Annotated in this window: 13 protein-coding genes; 6 read left to right on the top strand and 7 right to left on the bottom strand. The window is 58.7% G+C overall.

Annotated elements, in window-relative coordinates; all coding sequences use genetic code 11:
• The 7 genes from AXW11_RS19715 to AXW11_RS19685 form a co-directional block, all read right to left on the bottom strand.
• The coding region (locus AXW11_RS19715) for an ATP-binding protein (RefSeq protein WP_286792625.1) at positions 1 to 973 on the bottom strand (973 nt) is incomplete at its 3' end.
• Positions 974 to 1,087: 114 nt separating this feature from the next.
• A complete protein-coding gene (locus AXW11_RS19710) occupies positions 1,088 to 1,579 on the bottom strand; it encodes a protease complex subunit PrcB family protein (RefSeq protein WP_091640954.1) in 492 nt (163 codons plus the stop codon).
• Positions 1,576 to 4,215, bottom strand: a complete 2,640-nt coding sequence (locus AXW11_RS19705) for a S8 family serine peptidase (RefSeq protein WP_177190579.1) — start codon at positions 4,213 to 4,215, stop codon at positions 1,576 to 1,578. Before AXW11_RS19705 ends, AXW11_RS19710 begins: the two co-directional genes overlap by 4 nt.
• A gap of 177 nt (positions 4,216 to 4,392) precedes the next feature.
• Positions 4,393 to 6,444: a TRAP transporter large permease subunit gene (locus AXW11_RS19700; RefSeq protein ID WP_091640948.1), complete on the bottom strand. Its 2,052-nt coding sequence runs from the start codon at positions 6,442 to 6,444 to the stop codon at positions 4,393 to 4,395.
• A gap of 16 nt (positions 6,445 to 6,460) precedes the next feature.
• Entirely contained in the window at positions 6,461 to 7,471 is a 1,011-nt protein-coding gene (locus tag AXW11_RS19695) for a putative solute-binding protein (protein ID WP_036209655.1), read from the bottom strand.
• Between the two features lie 58 nt (positions 7,472 to 7,529).
• Entirely contained in the window at positions 7,530 to 8,591 is a 1,062-nt protein-coding gene (locus AXW11_RS19690; protein WP_091641098.1) for a hypothetical protein, read from the bottom strand.
• 260 nt (positions 8,592 to 8,851) lie between these two features.
• Positions 8,852 to 9,469 (bottom strand): TetR/AcrR family transcriptional regulator, encoded by a 618-nt coding sequence (locus AXW11_RS19685; protein ID WP_036209652.1) that lies wholly within the window; start codon positions 9,467 to 9,469, stop codon positions 8,852 to 8,854.
• Positions 9,470 to 9,640: 171 nt separating this feature from the next.
• Here AXW11_RS19685 and AXW11_RS19680 point away from each other — a divergent pair, with 171 nt between their 5' ends.
• The 6 genes from AXW11_RS19680 to AXW11_RS19655 form a co-directional block, all read left to right on the top strand.
• Positions 9,641 to 11,446, top strand: coding sequence for an acyclic terpene utilization AtuA family protein (locus AXW11_RS19680; RefSeq protein WP_091640945.1), 1,806 nt, complete (start codon positions 9,641 to 9,643; stop codon positions 11,444 to 11,446).
• A gap of 153 nt (positions 11,447 to 11,599) precedes the next feature.
• Positions 11,600 to 12,466: an SDR family oxidoreductase gene (locus AXW11_RS19675; protein WP_091640943.1), complete on the top strand. Its 867-nt coding sequence runs from the start codon at positions 11,600 to 11,602 to the stop codon at positions 12,464 to 12,466.
• Between the two features lie 10 nt (positions 12,467 to 12,476).
• On the top strand, positions 12,477 to 14,093 hold the full coding sequence (locus tag AXW11_RS19670) for an acyl-CoA carboxylase subunit beta (protein WP_091640939.1): 1,617 nt from the start codon (positions 12,477 to 12,479) through the stop codon (positions 14,091 to 14,093).
• Positions 14,094 to 14,354: 261 nt separating this feature from the next.
• Positions 14,355 to 15,515: an acyl-CoA dehydrogenase family protein gene (locus tag AXW11_RS19665; RefSeq protein WP_085679755.1), complete on the top strand. Its 1,161-nt coding sequence runs from the start codon at positions 14,355 to 14,357 to the stop codon at positions 15,513 to 15,515.
• A 177-nt stretch (positions 15,516 to 15,692) separates the two neighbouring features.
• Positions 15,693 to 16,511 carry an enoyl-CoA hydratase/isomerase family protein gene (locus AXW11_RS19660; RefSeq protein ID WP_091640934.1) on the top strand — a complete coding sequence of 273 codons (819 nt, stop codon included), beginning with the start codon at positions 15,693 to 15,695 and terminating at the stop codon, positions 16,509 to 16,511.
• Between the two features lie 321 nt (positions 16,512 to 16,832).
• Positions 16,833 to 17,044 (top strand): biotin carboxylase N-terminal domain-containing protein (locus tag AXW11_RS19655; RefSeq protein WP_286792619.1); only part of this gene is annotated, 212 nt, incomplete at its 3' end.

The following is a 17,044-nucleotide window of genomic DNA, read 5'->3' as shown; positions in this document are numbered from 1 at the left end:
TCTTGAAGGACAACACATAGGCGCAGCGTTCCCAGATGTCTTCAGGAGACAACTTGACGCCCCGGGGCAACAGGTTGCGGAACTCACAGAACTCCCTCATGGCCTCCAGCAGGCCGGTACGCAGGCCGTTCACATGGGTGCCGCCCTGGGCGGTCGGAATCAGGTTAACGTAACTCTCCATAACCGCTTCGCCACCTTCCGGCAACCACTGGAACGCCCAGTCCACCGCTTCCTTGTTGCCGGAAAAGCTGCCCGTGAACGGCTCCAGCGGTACGGCTTCGATGTCGGCAAGCTCGGTGCGCAGGTAGTCCCGCAAACCGCCCTCGTAGCACCATTCATCTTTATCACCGGTGTGTTCCTGCAGGAAAGTGACGTTCAGGCCGGGACAGAGAACGGCCTTGGCGCGCAGGTTGTGGCGCAAACGGCTGACGGAAAATTTCGGGCTGTCGAAGTAGCTTGGGTCCGGGGTGAACTTCAATCGGGTACCGGTGTTCCGCTTGCCCACAGAGTCGACAACTGTTAGTTCCGTCTTCTTGTGGCCGTTGGCGAAGGTCATCCGGTGCAGTTGCCCATCACGCTTGATGGAAACCTCAAGGAGCGTCGACAGGGCGTTGACCACCGAGACACCTACCCCATGCAGGCCACCGGAAAAGTTGTAGTTACCCTGGGAGAATTTACCGCCGGCGTGGAGGCGGGTCAGAATCAGCTCCACACCCGGAACCCCATGTTCCTTGTGCATGTCGACCGGCATCCCGCGGCCGTCGTCTTCCACGCTCAGGGAACCATCGCTATGCAGGACGACATCGATCCTGCGGGCGTGCCCCGCCAGCGCTTCGTCGACACTGTTATCAATGACTTCCTGGGCCAGATGGTTGGGCCGACTGGTATCGGTGTACATGCCTGGGCGTTTGCGGACAGGGTCCAGACCACTCAGAACTTCAATGGCATCGGCGTTGTACTGTTTCTGGCTCATGGGAAGGAAGCGACTCCACGGGTTTGTTATAAAACTGGCCCATAGCTTAGGGATTCGCAGGGAAAGATCAACGGTTGTTTTGTGCTGGTGTGGACCAGCACGGCCCCGGCGCCGTTAACGCTGTCGCGAGAAACGCCCGAGGCCTTCCCCGGACACCCGCAACTGCTCCCACTCTTCGGGGCTGATGGCGATCACTGCACAGGGTGTGGTCAACGCCTGGGTTACCATGGCGTCTGCCGCCGGCCGCCTGACCTTGACCGCCAACTCCAGAACATCGTCTACGATCTCGGACGACGTCAGTGTCAGGCCGTAGCCGCCAGTGGTTTTCTGCCCCAGGCTCACCAACACCAGATGTTCCTCATTGAAATCAATGGCGCGAAGCATGCTCAGCGCCAGGTTTCCGGAGGGCAGTTGGGCAAGCTTGTCCAGATCTCCGGCACTGGACACATAGACCAGTCCCGGCGCCGTGAGCCCACAGTGATCGGACTCAGTGACCTGTCTCGCCAGAGGCGCACCATCAGCGGTCGCCGAGCGATTGATCGCACAGCCTGTGATCAGACTGAGCACGAGTACACAGAGTGGTAGCAGCGTAAAACGGTAGGTCAACGGGTACTCTCCACGTTGCGGATCGGCTCACCGCCAGTTTTTGACTTCGGGCCTGATCTCAGGCGATACCCCTCAAAGCCCACTCTGGGCAGACCCAGGGAGGTAATGGTGGGCCGACGAAAACTGGTACTCAACCTTACCCCGCCTACCGGTTCTTCGCCAATAACGATTTTTTCAGGTAACCCATTGACCGGATATTCGGCACAGGCCTCGCCGTTTTCACAAATCAGCCCGTTGTTGTCCATGTCGCTGCCGGCAACCAGGAAATACTCACCGGCCTCAACCTCGTCAAACGCAAATTCGTACCGCCCCCGGGAGGCGGAGACAACGGCCTGCTCAAGAGTATCGCGCTCGTCGTCCGCACTGACCAGCAATACATAGTGTCGGCCTGCGTTCCGTTCATCCGATGAACTACCCAGGCTGAGAGATACCGGAATCATAAGCGTTGCAGCAGGTGCGCCGTCTGCTTGATAGGTAATCACCAACGTTGCCATGTAGCGCCCGTCACCCCCCAGTTGCGTTGGGTCTGCGGTCACTGTCAGTGACAACGGTCGCGCATCGCTGGGTTCACTCACATCAAGCCATGTCGCACCAGGGTCCACGTCTGTGATGGTGACGCTCTCCCCTTCGGGGTAGGTCGAAAATACCAGCTGTTCACTAAGCACCGCAGCATTGAACTGTATAGCGGTGGGCGAGGAACCAAGAGTGATTGGGAAATTGCCGTCCAGCGCCGCATCCATCGCTGCCAGTGCGTTGATCTGCCCCGCTCCGTATTCAAACGCGGGCCCCACATCGTCCGTAAGGTCACCATTTACCAGGAAACTCTGAAATCCGGCAGGGGTAAGGGTCGGCACTTCCGCCTTCATCAGGGCGTAAACGCCCGCCACATGAGGTGCCGCCATTGAGGTGCCCTGCAGGCCAGCGTATCCCGGCTCGAATGAGCCCGTATCGTCGCGCCCCCAGGCGCTGACAATGACATCGGCCGTACCGTCCTGATTGGCATCCCTGCTTGCATCACCACCCGGAGCAACCACGTCGACGGACTGGCCAACGTTGGAATACGAGGCACGCACACTTCCGCCGTCTACAGCCCCCACTCCGACAACGTTGGGATAGGCAGCGGGGTAGGTAGGCTCGTCCGTGCCCTGGTTGCCAGCAGCGGCAACAATCAGTTTGCCGTTGCCACCATTCCAGGCGGCGTCGATCGCCTGCTTGAGCGCGTTGCTTGGGCCAAGCCCACCGAGACTGAGATTAATCACATCTATTTCATTCCGGCCGGCTGCCCAGTTCAGGGCGTCAATCAGGTCAGCGGACGACCCTACACCGTCACGCCCGAGCACCCGTACCGGATAGATAGTGGCCCCCGGCGAAACCCCGACGACACCCTGGGTGTTATCAACGGCAGCGGCAATACCTGCCACATGGGTTCCGTGGAAATTACTGCTCCGGGCCTTGCCGTCACCCGGGTCGGCGGGGTTTGTGTCACGTTGGCCACTGTCCTCCCGATCAATATCCAGATCACCCGATACGTAATCCATGATCTGCCCTGGGATCAGTTGCACATTGGCGCTCAAGTCCGGATGCCAGTCGCCCGTCGCCGTCGGTGGCGAGCGGAATACGCCGGTATCCATGACCGCGATACCAATATCTGCACCCGCACTCGGTGCGGCCTGCCAGGCCAACGGCGTTTGAATCAGCGGCAGACTCCATTGGCGACTGTAGAGTGGATCATTGTCCGGGGACACTTGTTGGGAGGAATAGAGGTAGTTCGGCTCCGCCGATGTCACACCGGGCTGTTGCTGCAACTCCCTGACCCATTCCAGGGTTTCCTGACGCGCACTTTCTCGCTGCCCGGACGACATGGTTGCCAGGTTTCGTGGCCGGTCACGGCGCAACAGCCAGGCACCTCGACCCAGTTCCCTGCGCTGTGACGTCGCCATCGCTGCGATCACTGGCTGGTTCCCCGAGGCTGGCGCGAGGGTGACTACGGCTTCATCAATCATGAATGGCGGCGTCGAGTAGCTGGTGTTCATCACGCTGGCTGTTCCCTCACCTGCCAGCGACAGCACGTACCGAAATGGAATACCGCTGGTGGTACTGACTTCCACCAGGTAAGAGCCGGGCTCGAAAGTGTCGTCGAGCACCTCGACCAGCGGTCGCAGATCACCCGAAGCAGACTGAGACGCCACTTCCACAACGGTTCCCGCCTGCTGTTTCAGTATCCGAAGAGAACGCTCCGGCGCCGCTGCGCCAGCGGGCAGGAGATCCTCCGGACAACTGAACACCTGAAAAGAGACGCGGTCTCCGGGTGACAGGTCTACGGCGTAGACATCAACGGCATCTTCAAAGTACTGGAAAAAATTTGCGTAGGTATCGGAGCCAGAACTCAGATAGCCACCCACCGTTGCGCCCGGCGGCAGAGTCTGGGCGGACACGGCCGTGTTATTGGCGGTGGCAAGGTCAACACGACGATCATCTGCGGTATCGGAGTCCACCCGTGTACCGCTCTCGATGTCAATCACCCCACTCAGATCGGGTTGCGCCTCACTGCTACCACCGGATCCACCACCGCCGCAGCCTGCGAACAGCAATGTAAACGAGATCAAACCAGCAGTAACAGGAACAGTCCGAATCATAATGGGCTCACAAGGACGACAACTTAGAAGTGCGAGAACGACACCATATGCTTTCAGTATGGTACTCATTAAACGCCTATGAAACCGATTACGTTCCAAACCCATAATCAGATGCAAAAAACCGCCTGCAGGTTACCCCACAGGCGGTTTCGCGTCGGTGTCTCCGAGGCTCTATATCTACAGTGCGTAGAAAAACAGAGGCACGAACGCCGCCGTCAGCAATGTCGGTCCCATCACCACCAGTGGCAACAACAGTCTCTCATAGCGATGCCAGAACGAACCCGTGCGCTCAGCGGCCAACACCTCGGTTTCACCTACCACCTGCCGTGTCAGCAGATGGTTCAGTGCCACCGGCGGGCTCAGGTAGCCCAGTTCAAACGCCACCAGGCACACGATCCAGAAGTGCAGCGGGTCGATACCCAACTGGATGGCGGGCTGCGCGATGGTGGCCGACACCAGGATGACCGCGCCGAACGGGTCCATCACCATGCCGATAATGGTGAGCATAACCACAATCACCAACATGGCGATCCAGGGGCTGGTCAGGTTTTCCGGGAACAATGCGTGCACCACATCGGAACGTTCCAGGATGCCCCCGAGACAGATAGAGAAACCAATCAGCGCCAGCAGTGCGCCGATGTGTACGGCAGAGTCACTGGCGGCCGCCGTTGTGCGCATACAAAAAGCACGCAACCGGGATTGGCCCTGTTCGTTGGGATCCTTGCCCGAATCGAGATAGACCAGCGCCAGCATCACCAGCGGCAGGATCATCGGCGCGCTGTACTCATTGAATCCCAAACCGAGAATGACCCAGATGGCCAGGATAACCACCGCGGTAACGATGGCATAAGGCACCAGGGGGCGAAGCTGCGCCAGAGATTTACGGAATGCCCCCGGAGCCGGGCGAGGCTTCCAGTTGCCCTGGGTTTTACAAACAACCACAGAGAACAGGGTGGCCGACATAATAAACACCCAGAAACCCCAGCCGTACATTTCGGAGGTGGTCACTTCCTTGTTCAGCGCCGCCACAACCACGATCAGCAAACAGGGATTAAGAACCACCCCCAAGCTGCCGGACATGGCCGTGGTAGCCAGCGATAGCTGTCGCCCTGCTCCACTCTTGCGCATTTCATCGTAGACGACACCACCCACGGCCAGGATGAAAATCCCCGAGGCGCCAGTAAACGCAGTGGGGAAAGCGGTCGCGAATATCATCACCGAGGCCAGCATGGGCGCGGGCAGATGGTAAGGTTTGATGACGTTCAACAGCAGGTCCGGAATGCGAGTCTGCTTCAGCGCCATGCCCACAAGCACATAGAGCCCGATGTTGATAAACATCGAGGACAGGTTGGTCATCATACCGAAATAGATCGCCAGGCCGGACGAGTAGCCGTCCACGAAGAAGAAATAACTCATCGCGATCAGGCCCATTGCGCAATACAGCGGCAGTACCAGGCCGGAGGACGCCGCCAGTGATCCTGGCCTCATTCGAGACGGCACCGACACAAACCGCATCAGGTTGATCACCATGAACAGCCCGAAGACGGCCGCCCAGGCGTATTGCAGCAACGCGGTGCCTCCCGAGCCCGGCGAAGTGGATAACTTGCCCACGTAAGAGAACAGGGAGTACACCATCAGGCCGTTGACCACAAACTGCATGCCCTGGCTCAGACGCCACTCTGACCGGTTGCGCGGCAATCGCAGGGCTATGTGATCGGCGTCGAAGGCCGAAATCGCCGCAGCCATGGCAAACATGGCGATAAACAGGAACTTGGTGAGCTCGATATTATCCAGCAGGAAATCCGCAAAGCCCTGTTCAACCGCCTTGTAAACTGCCAACGCCTCGGTGGCATGCTCCTGGTTTTCTTCATAGAGGCGATGCTTCTGCTGGCAGAGTGCCAGATTTTTTTCCAGGGACTTGCGGATCGCATCCGGGTCCGGCGGCGAGCTGAAAAGATCGTCCGGATCTGGCTCGTAGGCCTCGACACGTTTCCTGACCTCGGCATCCACATCCATGGACAACGTGCAGGTCGGCTCCGTGGCGTCCGGGTCCAGCAGGTAGTAGTTCGGCCAGGTCTGCTCCCCCACCCACAGCATGCGCGAGTGGAGTGAGTTTCCCATACCCAGAAGAAGCGTAAAGATAAGGAGCAGCAGGAGGATAACCCCGTGCAATCGATGCACGGGGTACAGCGTTTTCGGGCCTGCCGCTGATAATGCTCGCCAGTTCATGGAGGGTCAGCCTTTATTATTCGCGGTCAGGCGCTGTGCACTCGGAGGCACCGGGATTGCTGGAGCAACGGATTTTGCTGAGCAGGCTCATCATCTTCGGGTGATAGACCTTATTGGCACCATCGGTTCCATCCCGAAGCTGCAGGCGGTTTTCCCGAAACATCTCCTGATAGCCTTCGATGTCAGCATCGGGAATACGGATCCACTTTTCCTCCGGAATGGCGGACTCCTGCCGCTGAATCAGGTCCATGGCCTGGCCGTACATCCCCCAGGCAACTTCACGGGACTTCTGAGCCGTGTCGTCGTCGAGCACATCGTCTCGGGCAATGACCTGGATGGTCAGTTGCGCCAGCGGATAATCAACGATGCCACCGTCTTCACCAATGCCCTTGTAGAGTTCCAGAGCTTCGTAGGCAAACGCCGGTGCGTAAGCCGTATCCACCGAGCCATTGTTGAACTTGCCGGCAAAGTTGGTGATGTCGGAGGGTACAACCGTCGCTTTCACATGGTTGACCATGTGGATGGCGTCCTTCTGGTAATCCAGTGTGGCCATGCGTTTGCCGGCCAGTTCACCAGCGGTATCAATGCTACGGTCATTGACGAACAGGTAGCCTGCACCCGCCGGAACAATGCCCAGCACCTCATAGTCGCCCTGTTTCATCAAGGGCGCTGCCTTGGCCTGCGCAAGCGTGGCGAGGGTTGTTTTCAGATCGTCATAGGTCGGGATCGCGCCAACGGCGCTGATGCTGCCGGTAAATCGGTTGAACGGGCGGGTCCGAAGATCCGTAGCGGCGACGGCGTCGCATTGTCCGGAATTGAAATCACCCACGGCAACCCCTTCGTCAGTATAGGGGCGCAGTTCAAAATCAACCCCATGGGCTTTCATTTCCAGCGCATAGTCTTTGACCATGTTGTACATATCACCGTTTGCGCCGATCACATCGAAAACGCACATCGTCACAGACTGTGCGGCGGCCATCGGAGCAACTGCAGCAAAAGAAAGGGCAGCAAGGGATTTACGGATCATGAATGACCTCCGGGTCTTTCTTGTGTTTGTAGGTAATTACAGTGAGTCGGGGGCCTGCTTAGAGCAGGCCGTCCAGATCCATGGTTTCAGGCTCTTCGAGCCGTTCCGGGCTCAGTCTTCCGAAATAGGTACGGGGCGTGCGGTAGCCGTAGTTCGCTGTCCAATGCTTATCGGACGAGAACTGAATGACGTCTCGGGCGATCTCGTCTACCAGGCGATACTCAGCCCATACTTTGATCTCTCCGTCCGCCTCGGCGAACCGCGCGATGACATCCTTGAGCACCTCCGGGCGACCAAACGTCTCTGCAGCCACGGCCTCAAGAGCCATGGACGCCCGTATACCCGATTCAACCCCCAGGCGGGAGCTATTCTCAAGCACTTCCCAGGGATCCGGAGACAGGCTGGGACGGGTGTCCGGCAACAGCAACCACACCATGCCGCGTATGGCATTCGGTAAACCGCCCCATTTTTCGTTATCCAGGCATTCGGCGGCACGCTCCGCCCGGGGCGCAATATTGCGGGGAACCCCTGCCATGGCACCGGAGTTGGCGTCGTTCACGATGGCCTGCATGCCGGTCAGCAGGCCCAGCAGGAAAGTCAGCTCCTCCTGGTCATCGAACAGGAACGGACACTCGAATTCCTTTGCGGCCGGGTCAAAGTCATAGGCCGCCATGGCGCGCTGATAGGCGACATAGCGACGCTTGGCGGTTCGGGCATTCAGCCGCTTTGCTTTCTCCCGCGCGTCTTTTGCGGCAGGTACATCACCGGCAAAGTCAGCGCGCAGGTATTCCAGTTCCGCTTCCCATGCCTTGTATTCAGAGCAGTTCGCGGCCAGCAGCATCAACAGGGAACCGGTGCTCTCAGGCGCCTCGGTCACGCGGGAAAACGAGTACAACAGCGGGTCAACGCCCTCACCCAACGCACAGGCCATTTGCGGATCGGACATCTGCATGACGTAAGGGGTTGCTTCCCCCTCGGAGTAATTGGAGAGCACCACACCCGTTGTAGTGTAGATAGGGTTGGCCGAGCAACCGGCCAGAAACGTCACCACAAGAAGAAGCAGGTGACGGCTGCGAACGTTGAGGGCATGCCCAAAGGAATTCACCAGTGAGGAGTTCATAGTTCGTCCTGTTTGCATTGTTTTTATAGGTCGGGGGCGATCGCAATCACTGTCCCGTTCATCTTTGACGAGGGCAAGAATGCGTTGAATCTTGTCAGACAAAAATGGCTGGATTGCCGATTTGGTTATGCCGATCAGGCCAATGGCCCACATAGACGAGAGGAAATTATCTTTTAATCTCTTTAAAACAATAAGTTATGTAAAAAATTACAATTGAGACATTTGTACCACCATCGGCATTTAACGCCGGGTTATCCGATTCAGGGCGTCGTTAAACCCATCATTGCAACCACCTGCGCCGTCAAATCATCCAGGGTCAGGCCACCATCAGGCCGATACCATGTCACTGTCCAACTCAGGGCGCCCGTGAGCATACGGCGCACCACAAAGGGATCTGCCGCCAGCACGCCGTCCTGACGCAAGGTCTCCAGCACATCCAACCACAACTGCTCGTAGATATCCCGAAGCTCAAGGACGTAAGCCTGGGATTCCTCGGACAGGCTACGCCACTCGAACACCAGCACTGCCATGGCCTCCCCGGTCTGCCCGTTGATGGACTCCAGTTCAGCGCGAATCAGCGCCTGCAACTTGTCACGATGGGTACTGGCCGCATCCACCGCAGCCTGCATCAGGGCTGTGTTGAGACGAATGGTCTCCACCATGACGGCCTTGAGGATTTCTTCCTTGGTGCGGAAGTGGTGGAACAGGCTACCGGACTGAATGCCAACGGCGGCGGCCAGATCCCTGACGGTGGTCCGCTCATAACCCTTGTCACGAAACAGCTTTGCGGCCTCGTGGAGAAGCCGGCCACGGGCTCCGGCGGGATCGGAAACCAGGTTGTCGGCAACCAGTGAGCGCAGGATAGAGTCTTGATTCACAGTGTTTTCCAGCCAGGGAACAGAAGAGCGCCCATTCTATCCCGAATTTGCCTGTTTACAAACCAAGCGCTTGCTTGGTATCGTCAACCGCATGATAGACAATCTCCGCTAAAAGCGACCCTGTAAGGGTCTCTGAAAGCACTTTGCGGCTTCCGTCAACAAGGTGAAGACATGCCAGATTCCGACATCTCCAGGCCACAAACCGTCCGTATTGGCTGCTCTGCCGCCTTCTGGGGCGACACCGAAACGGCTGCCGCCCAACTGGTCCACAAGGGCAATATTGATTACCTGGTGGCGGACTATCTGGCGGAAATCACCATGTCCATCATGGCGGGGCAGAAGATGAAGGACCCAAGCCAGGGTTACGCCCGCGACTTCGTACAAACGGTGATGGGCCCCTTGCTGGGTGAGATCAAACAGAAAGGCATCCGGGTATTGGCGAACGCCGGTGGCGTCAATCCCGTCGCCTGCCGCGATGCTCTGCAGGCTTTGTGCGAAAAAGCCGGCTTGGATATGAAGATCGCCCTGGTGCTGGGTGATGACCTTCTGCCGAAAAAGAAGCAACTGGCCGATGCCGGCATCACCGAGATGACCACCGCACAGCCAATGCCGCCGATGCTGGTCAGCCTGAACGCCTACTTGGGCGCTCCGGGATTGGTCGCAGCACTGGAACAGGGTGCGGACATTGTTATCACCGGCCGGGTTGCCGACAGCGCCCTGGTCCTGGCGCCTCTGGTGCATGAATTTGGCTGGCGTTGGAGCGATTACGACAAGCTTGCCCAGGGCAGCCTGGCCGGGCACTTACTGGAATGCGGCGCGCAATCCACGGGCGGTAACTTTACCGACTGGGAAGATGTAGCCGAGGGTTATGCCGATATGGGCTTTCCGATTGCAGAAGTCTCCGCCACCGGGGATTTCATCATGACCAAGCCGCAAGGTACCGGGGGCAAAGTGTCCCGGGGCACGGTGGCGGAACAGTTGGTCTATGAAATCGGCGACCCGAGAGCTTACCTGCTGCCGGATGTGACCTGTGATTTTACCGGGGTCTCCCTTGAGGAAGTGGCAACGGACGAGGTTCGGGTTTCTGGCGCCAAGGGGCTTCCCCCCACGGACAGCTATAAGGTATCCGGCACCTGGCCGGACGGTTTCAAGTGCACGGTAACCTTCTTGTTGGCAGGCATGGATGCGAAGGCCAAGGCCCGGACAGTCGCCGAGGCGATCCTGGCCAAAACCTCGCGGATGTTCAGTGAGCGGGGCTTGCCGGACTACACAGAAACCAGCATCGAACTATTAGGCACCGAGGCCACCTACGGCGCTCAGGGGCGTATGGGAGAGTGTCGAGAGGTGGTGGTGAAGATCAGCACGGCCCACCTCAAGAAGGAAGCGTTGGTGCTGTTTTCCCGGGAAATCGCCCAGGCGGCCACGGGGATGGCACCAGGAATTACGGGCATTGTGGGTGGACGGCCGACCGTGTGGCCGAAGATTCGGTTGTATTCGTGCCTGGCTCCGAAAACGGAGGTATCCGTTGCCGTGGATCTTGGTGGCGACAAGCAGGCGGTAGATGTGGCTACTGACGGCGGGTTCGAGTCAAGCCAGCTGATTGAGCAGTCTGCCAGTGCGGCCGCTCCGGCCACGGATACCACGGTGCCTTTGATTCAACTGGCCTGGGCGCGCAGTGGTGACAAGGGGGATCACACCAACATCGGGGTGATTGCCCGCAAGGCGGAGTTTGTACCGTTTATTGAGGCGGCGTTGACGGAGTTGGCTGTGGCGGAATGGATGGCCCATACGCTGCACCCTGAGCATGGTCGGGTGACCCGTTGGGCGTTGCCGGGGTTTCAGGCCTTTAATTTCCTGTTGGAGCACAGTCTTGGTGGCGGGGGTGTTGCCAGCTTGCGGATTGATCCGCAGGGGAAGGCGTTTGCCCAGCAGTTGCTTGAGTTCCCTGTTCCGGTTCGTGCTGAACTGCTTGATTGATTTTACATTGGTGCATGCACTCTGGTGGAAGGATATGTCCGGGACACGCGGTAAATACGTCCCTGTACGCTCGACAAAAACATCCATGTTTTTGACGGTCCCGGACATATACTCCCACCAGAGCGCCCGAACATTTGAAAAGGTCCTCTTGTTATGAGCTATCAGTCTGTTTTTCACCCGAATCTCTTTCGGGATCAGGTTTTTATCGTTACCGGGGGTGGTTCCGGAATTGGGCGCTGTACCGCTCATGAACTTGCTGCGCTTGGGGCGAGGGTCGCTCTGGTTGGGCGGAAGGCTGAGAAGGTTGAGGCGGTGAAAGCCGAGATTACCGATGACGGTGGTATTGCTTCCGCTCACGTGTGCGACATCCGTGAGGAAGAGTCTGTAAAGGCGACCGTCACGGCCATCATTGAGGAACATGGCGGACTGAACGGCGTAGTGAATAACGCCGGGGGTCAGTTTCCGTCGCCGCTGGCAAACATCAACCAGAAAGGTTGGGAGACGGTGGTTCGCACGAATCTTACGGGTGGCTTTCTCATTGCCCGTGAAGCCTACAATCAGGTGTTGTCAAAAACCGGCGGCGCCATCGTGAACATCGTGGCGGACATGTGGGGCGGCATGCCTGGCATGGGGCATTCCGGCGCTGCCCGGGCAGGAATGGTGAATTTTACCCAGACAGCTGCAGTTGAGTGGGGTTGCTCCGGGGTTCGGGTGAACGCTGTGGCTCCGGGCTGGATTGCCTCCAGTGGGATGGATAACTATCCCGAACATATGAAGCAGTGGATTCGTAGCCTCGGGGATAACGTGCCTCTTAAGCGAATGGGGACGGAGTCCGAGGTCAGTGCAGCGATTTGTTTTCTGTTGAGCCCGGCGGCGGCGTTTATCAGTGGGGATTGCCTGCGAATTGACGGCGCCGCGTCCCAGGGGGGCCGGGTTTGGCCGTTCCCGAAAGCGAAGAACAATGAGCCCTTTAATGGGTTCCACCGGGCAGTCACGCCAAAAGTGTTGAGTGACGACTGAGGAGAATTCGATGCAGATACTGGAGTCCACCGTTAATCCCCAGTCGGATGACTTTCGCGCAAACGCGGAGGTGATGGAGGCGCACATTGCCACCTTCCGCGATGTGGAGCAGAAGGTACTTGATCTGGCGGAAGCGGCGCGGGAGAAGTTCACCAAGCGTGGGAAACTGTTGCCCCGTGACCGAATCAATCGCCTGCTGGATCGCGGTACGCCGTTCCTGGAGCTGTGCTCCCTGGCCGGCTACAAGATGCACGACGACAAGGATGGCAGCCTGTCCGGCGGCGGCATTATCGCCGGCATTGGCACGGTTAGTGGCACTCGTTGCCTGGTGGTGGCCAGTAACAGTGCCATCAAGGGCGGCACCATCACACCGGCGGGGCTGGACAAGACCCTGCGGCTGCAACAAATTGCCATGGAGAACAAGCTGCCGGTGGTGTCACTGTCTGAAAGCGGCGGTGCCAACCTGAACTACGCCACGGATATCTTCGTGCTGGGCGCGCGCGGTTTCGCCAACCAGGCACGCATGTCCGCCGCTGGCATTCCCCAGGTAACGGTGGTTCATGGCAATGCGACCGCCGGCGGTGCCTATCAGCCTGGGCTGTCGGACTATGTGATTGTGGTGCGGGAACAGGCCAAGATGTTCCTCGCCGGCCCTCCCCTGCTGAACGCGGCCACCGGCGAAGTCGCTACCGATGAAGAGCTCGGCGGCGCACAGATGCACGCAGAAGTGGCCGGCACGGCGGAATACCTGGCCGAGGACGACGCCGACGGCATCCGCCACGCCCGCAATGTGCTCGACGCCCTGCCCTGGAACGAGCAGTTGCCCCCGTCGCGGGAGCCAGAATGGGAAGAGCCGATCTACCCAGCCGAAGAGTTGCTGGGCGTTATTCCCAGCGACGCCAAGAAGCCTTATGACGTGCGTGAAATCCTCGCCCGCATAGCCGACGGCTCGAAGTTCATGGATTTCAAGAACGGCTACGACGACCAGACCGTGTGCGGCACCATCCGCATTGAAGGTCACTCGGTGGGCATTATCGGCAACAACGGCCCGATCACGCCTGCCGGCGCTACCAAGGCGGCGCAGTTTATCCAGCTCTGCGACCAGGCCGGCACGCCGTTGCTGTTCCTGCATAACACCACGGGTTTCATGGTGGGCACCCATTCGGAACAGAACGGCATCATCAAACACGGCTCAAAGATGATCCAGGCGGTGGCGAATTGCCGGGTGCCGAAGGTCGCAATTGTGATCGGCGGTTCCTATGGTGCAGGTAACTACGCGATGTGTGGCCGCGGCCTGGACCCACGCTTCATCTTCGCCTGGCCCAACAGCCGCACGGCGGTCATGGGCCCTGCTCAGGCGGGCAAGGTGATGCGCATTGTGGCCGAAGACAAACAGCGCCGGGGCGGCCTGGAACCAGATCCGAAAACGCTGGATTTCCTGGAGCAGGCCACGGCCAAGAAACTGGAAGACGGCTCTACGGCCCTGTTCGGTACAGCTCGGTTGTGGGACGACGGGCTGATAGATCCGCGGGATACCCGGCGGGTTCTGGCGTTGGTGCTGTCGGTTTGTCGGGAGGCTGAGGTTCGGCAGTTGCGGCCTAATTCATTTGGCGTTGCCCGCCTCTAGGGGAGCTTAGTCATGGTGGTTGGCCCCGGAGCGGGAGGCCTCCCAAAAAACGCCCTGCAGGAAGCAACGAATTTATAGACAAAGCGGCTGTGTGGGCGGGCCTTCAGAAACCGTGCGGAGCCATGGATGGCGGAGCCCGAGCGTCACATGGATGTGCCGAAGGAGCGTGTTTCTGAAGGCCCGCCCACACAGCCGCCACCCAAGCTAGAGAACGTGCACCACTACCACTTAGGCACGAACTAACATCAGGAGAACAAAAACGTGAAATTCACAGCCGAACACGAAGCCCTCAGAAAAACCGTCCGCGATTTCGTGGAGAAGGAAATCAATCCCCACTGCGACGAATGGGAAGAAGCCGGCGAGTTCCCGATTCACGATATCTTCAAGAAGCTCGGCAACCTGGGCTTGCTGGGCATTCAGAAGCCGGAAGAGTATGGCGGCATGGGGCTGGATTACAGCTACAACCTGGTGGCCGCCGAAGAACTCGGCACTGCCCATTGCGGCGGTGTGCCGCTGGCAATAGGTGTGCAGACAGATATGTGCACCCCTGCCATTTCACGCTTTGGCTCCGACGAACTCAAACGGACCTTCCTTGCCCCGGCCATTGCCGGCGATATGGTGGGCTGTATCGGCGTCAGCGAAGTCGCCGCCGGTTCTGATGTGGCGGGGATGAAAACCACCGCAAAACAGGACGGCGATGACTACGTCATCAACGGCTCCAAGATGTGGATCACCAACAGCCCCAAGGCCGACTTTATCTGCCTGCTGGCCAACACCTCTGACGACAAACCCCACAAGAACAAATCGCTCATCGTTGTGCCCATGAACACGCCGGGCATTTCCTTCAGTCCGCATCTGAACAAGCTGGGCATGCGCTCTTCCGAAACCGCGCAGATTTTTTTTGACGATGTGCGAGTGCCGCAGCGCTATCGCATCGGTGCGGAAGGCACCGGGTTCATGATGCAGATGCTGCAGTTCCAGGAGGAACGGATGTGGGGCGCGGCCAACGTAATCAAGGCGCTGGAACTCTGTATCAACAAGACCATTGAATACTGCCGCGAGCGCAAAACGTTCGGGCAGCCGTTGATCAACAACCAGGTGATTCACTTCCGCCTGGCAGAGCTGCAAACCGAGGTGGAAGCCCTGCGTGCCCTCACCTATCAGGCCTGTGAGCTGCATGTGGAAGGCAAGGATGTGACCAAGCTGGCGTCAATGGCCAAGCTGAAGGCTGGCCGGCTTGGGCGTGAGGTGACGGACAGTTGCCTGCAGTACTGGGGGGGCAATGGTTACATGTGGGAGAACCCGCTGTCCCGTGCGTTCCGGGATGTGCGGCTGGTGTCGATTGGCGGCGGTGCTGACGAAATCATGTTGGGGATTATCTGCAAGATGATGGGGACTTTGCCTGGTAAGCAGCGGGACTGATTTTTTGGATTTTGGCATTGGGGGAAGGACTGGCAGGCAGGAAGGTAGGGCCGTTTCGAGACACGCTGTGAATACGTCCATGTACGCTCGACAAAAACATCCATGTTTTTGACAGTCCCGAAACGGCCCTACCTTCCTGCCAACCAGCCCCCAGACAACGGTATTGGAGTCATGTCTATGGAAAATTTACCTCACTGCGAAACGCTAGTTCTGGAGAAACAGGGGCCTGCCCTTCACGTCACCATCAACCGGCCGGACGTTCGGAACGCCATGAGCCTGCAGATGGTGGCGGAACTGTCGACGGTGTTCAGTCAGGTTGAGAACGACGCCAGCATTCGTGCCGTGGTGATTCGCGGAGCCGGTGGCCACTTTTGTGCCGGCGGGGACATCAAGGACATGGCCGGTGCCCGGGGGCAGAAGCCTGCCGAGGGTGAGGAAGATCCTTTCTACCGGTTGAACCGGGCGTTCGGTCAGATGATTCAACAGGTGAACGAGTCGTCGAAGGTGGTGATTGCAGTCACCGAGGGCGCGGTGATGGGCGGCGGGTTTGGACTGGCCTGTGTATCGGATGTGGCGATTGCCGGGCCGACAGCCAGGTTTGGCATGCCGGAGACAACCCTCGGGGTGATTCCCGCGCAGATTGCGCCGTTTGTGGTGGAGCGCATCGGGCTGACGCAGGCGCGTCGGTTGGCGTTGCTGGGGCTGCGAGTGGACGCGGATGAGGCGTGCCGGCTGGGGATTGTTCACCAGGTGGCGGAGTCTGAAGTTGAGATTGATGAGTTGCTCGGCCATGCGGTTGACCGGGTACAGCAGTGCGCGCCGAATGCGACGGCCCAGACCAAGGCGTTGTTGCACCGCGTTGGTCACGAGTCGATGAGTGGGCTTCTGGACAGTGCTGCCGGGAAGTTTGCCGAGGCGATTCGCAGTGACGAGGGTTCCGAGGGGACTCTTGCGTTTATGCAGAAACGGCCGGCTTCTTGGGCCAAGTCAGACTGATGGTGGAGGGTCGGGATTGATCCGGCTTTCCGGGACACGCGGTGAATACGTCCCTGTACGCTCGACAAAAACATCCATGTTTTTGACGGTCCCGGAAAGCCGGATCAACCCCGACCCCAGACACCGTGCAAAACGCTCATAAAAAAAGACATGCAATTACAACAGTTGGAAGGAGCTTTGGTGGGAGGGAGGCCCTGGTTCAGGACCCTAAAAAACATGGATGTTTTTTAGGAGCCTACATGGACGTATTCACGGCGTGTCCTGAACCAGGGCCTCCCTCCCACCAAAGCGGATAACCACCCAACCATGAGACCAGCAAAAATGCTAAAAAAGCTCCTGATAGCGAACCGAGGCGAAATCGCCGTACGGGTGATCAAAACCGCGAAGTCGCTGGGATACCGGACGGTGGCAGTGTATTCCGAGGCAGACGCCAAGGCCCTGCACGTGGAATTGGCCGACGAGGCGGTGTGTATCGGACCGGCTCAGGTATCGGCGTCGTATTTGAACGCAGAGGCGATTATTGAGGCGGCGCG

Origin of the sequence: Marinobacter sp. Hex_13 (genome assembly GCF_001566815.1) — a bacterium.
Taxonomy (GTDB): domain Bacteria; phylum Pseudomonadota; class Gammaproteobacteria; order Pseudomonadales; family Oleiphilaceae; genus Marinobacter; species Marinobacter salarius.
This window is presented reverse-complemented; position numbering and strand designations above follow the sequence as displayed.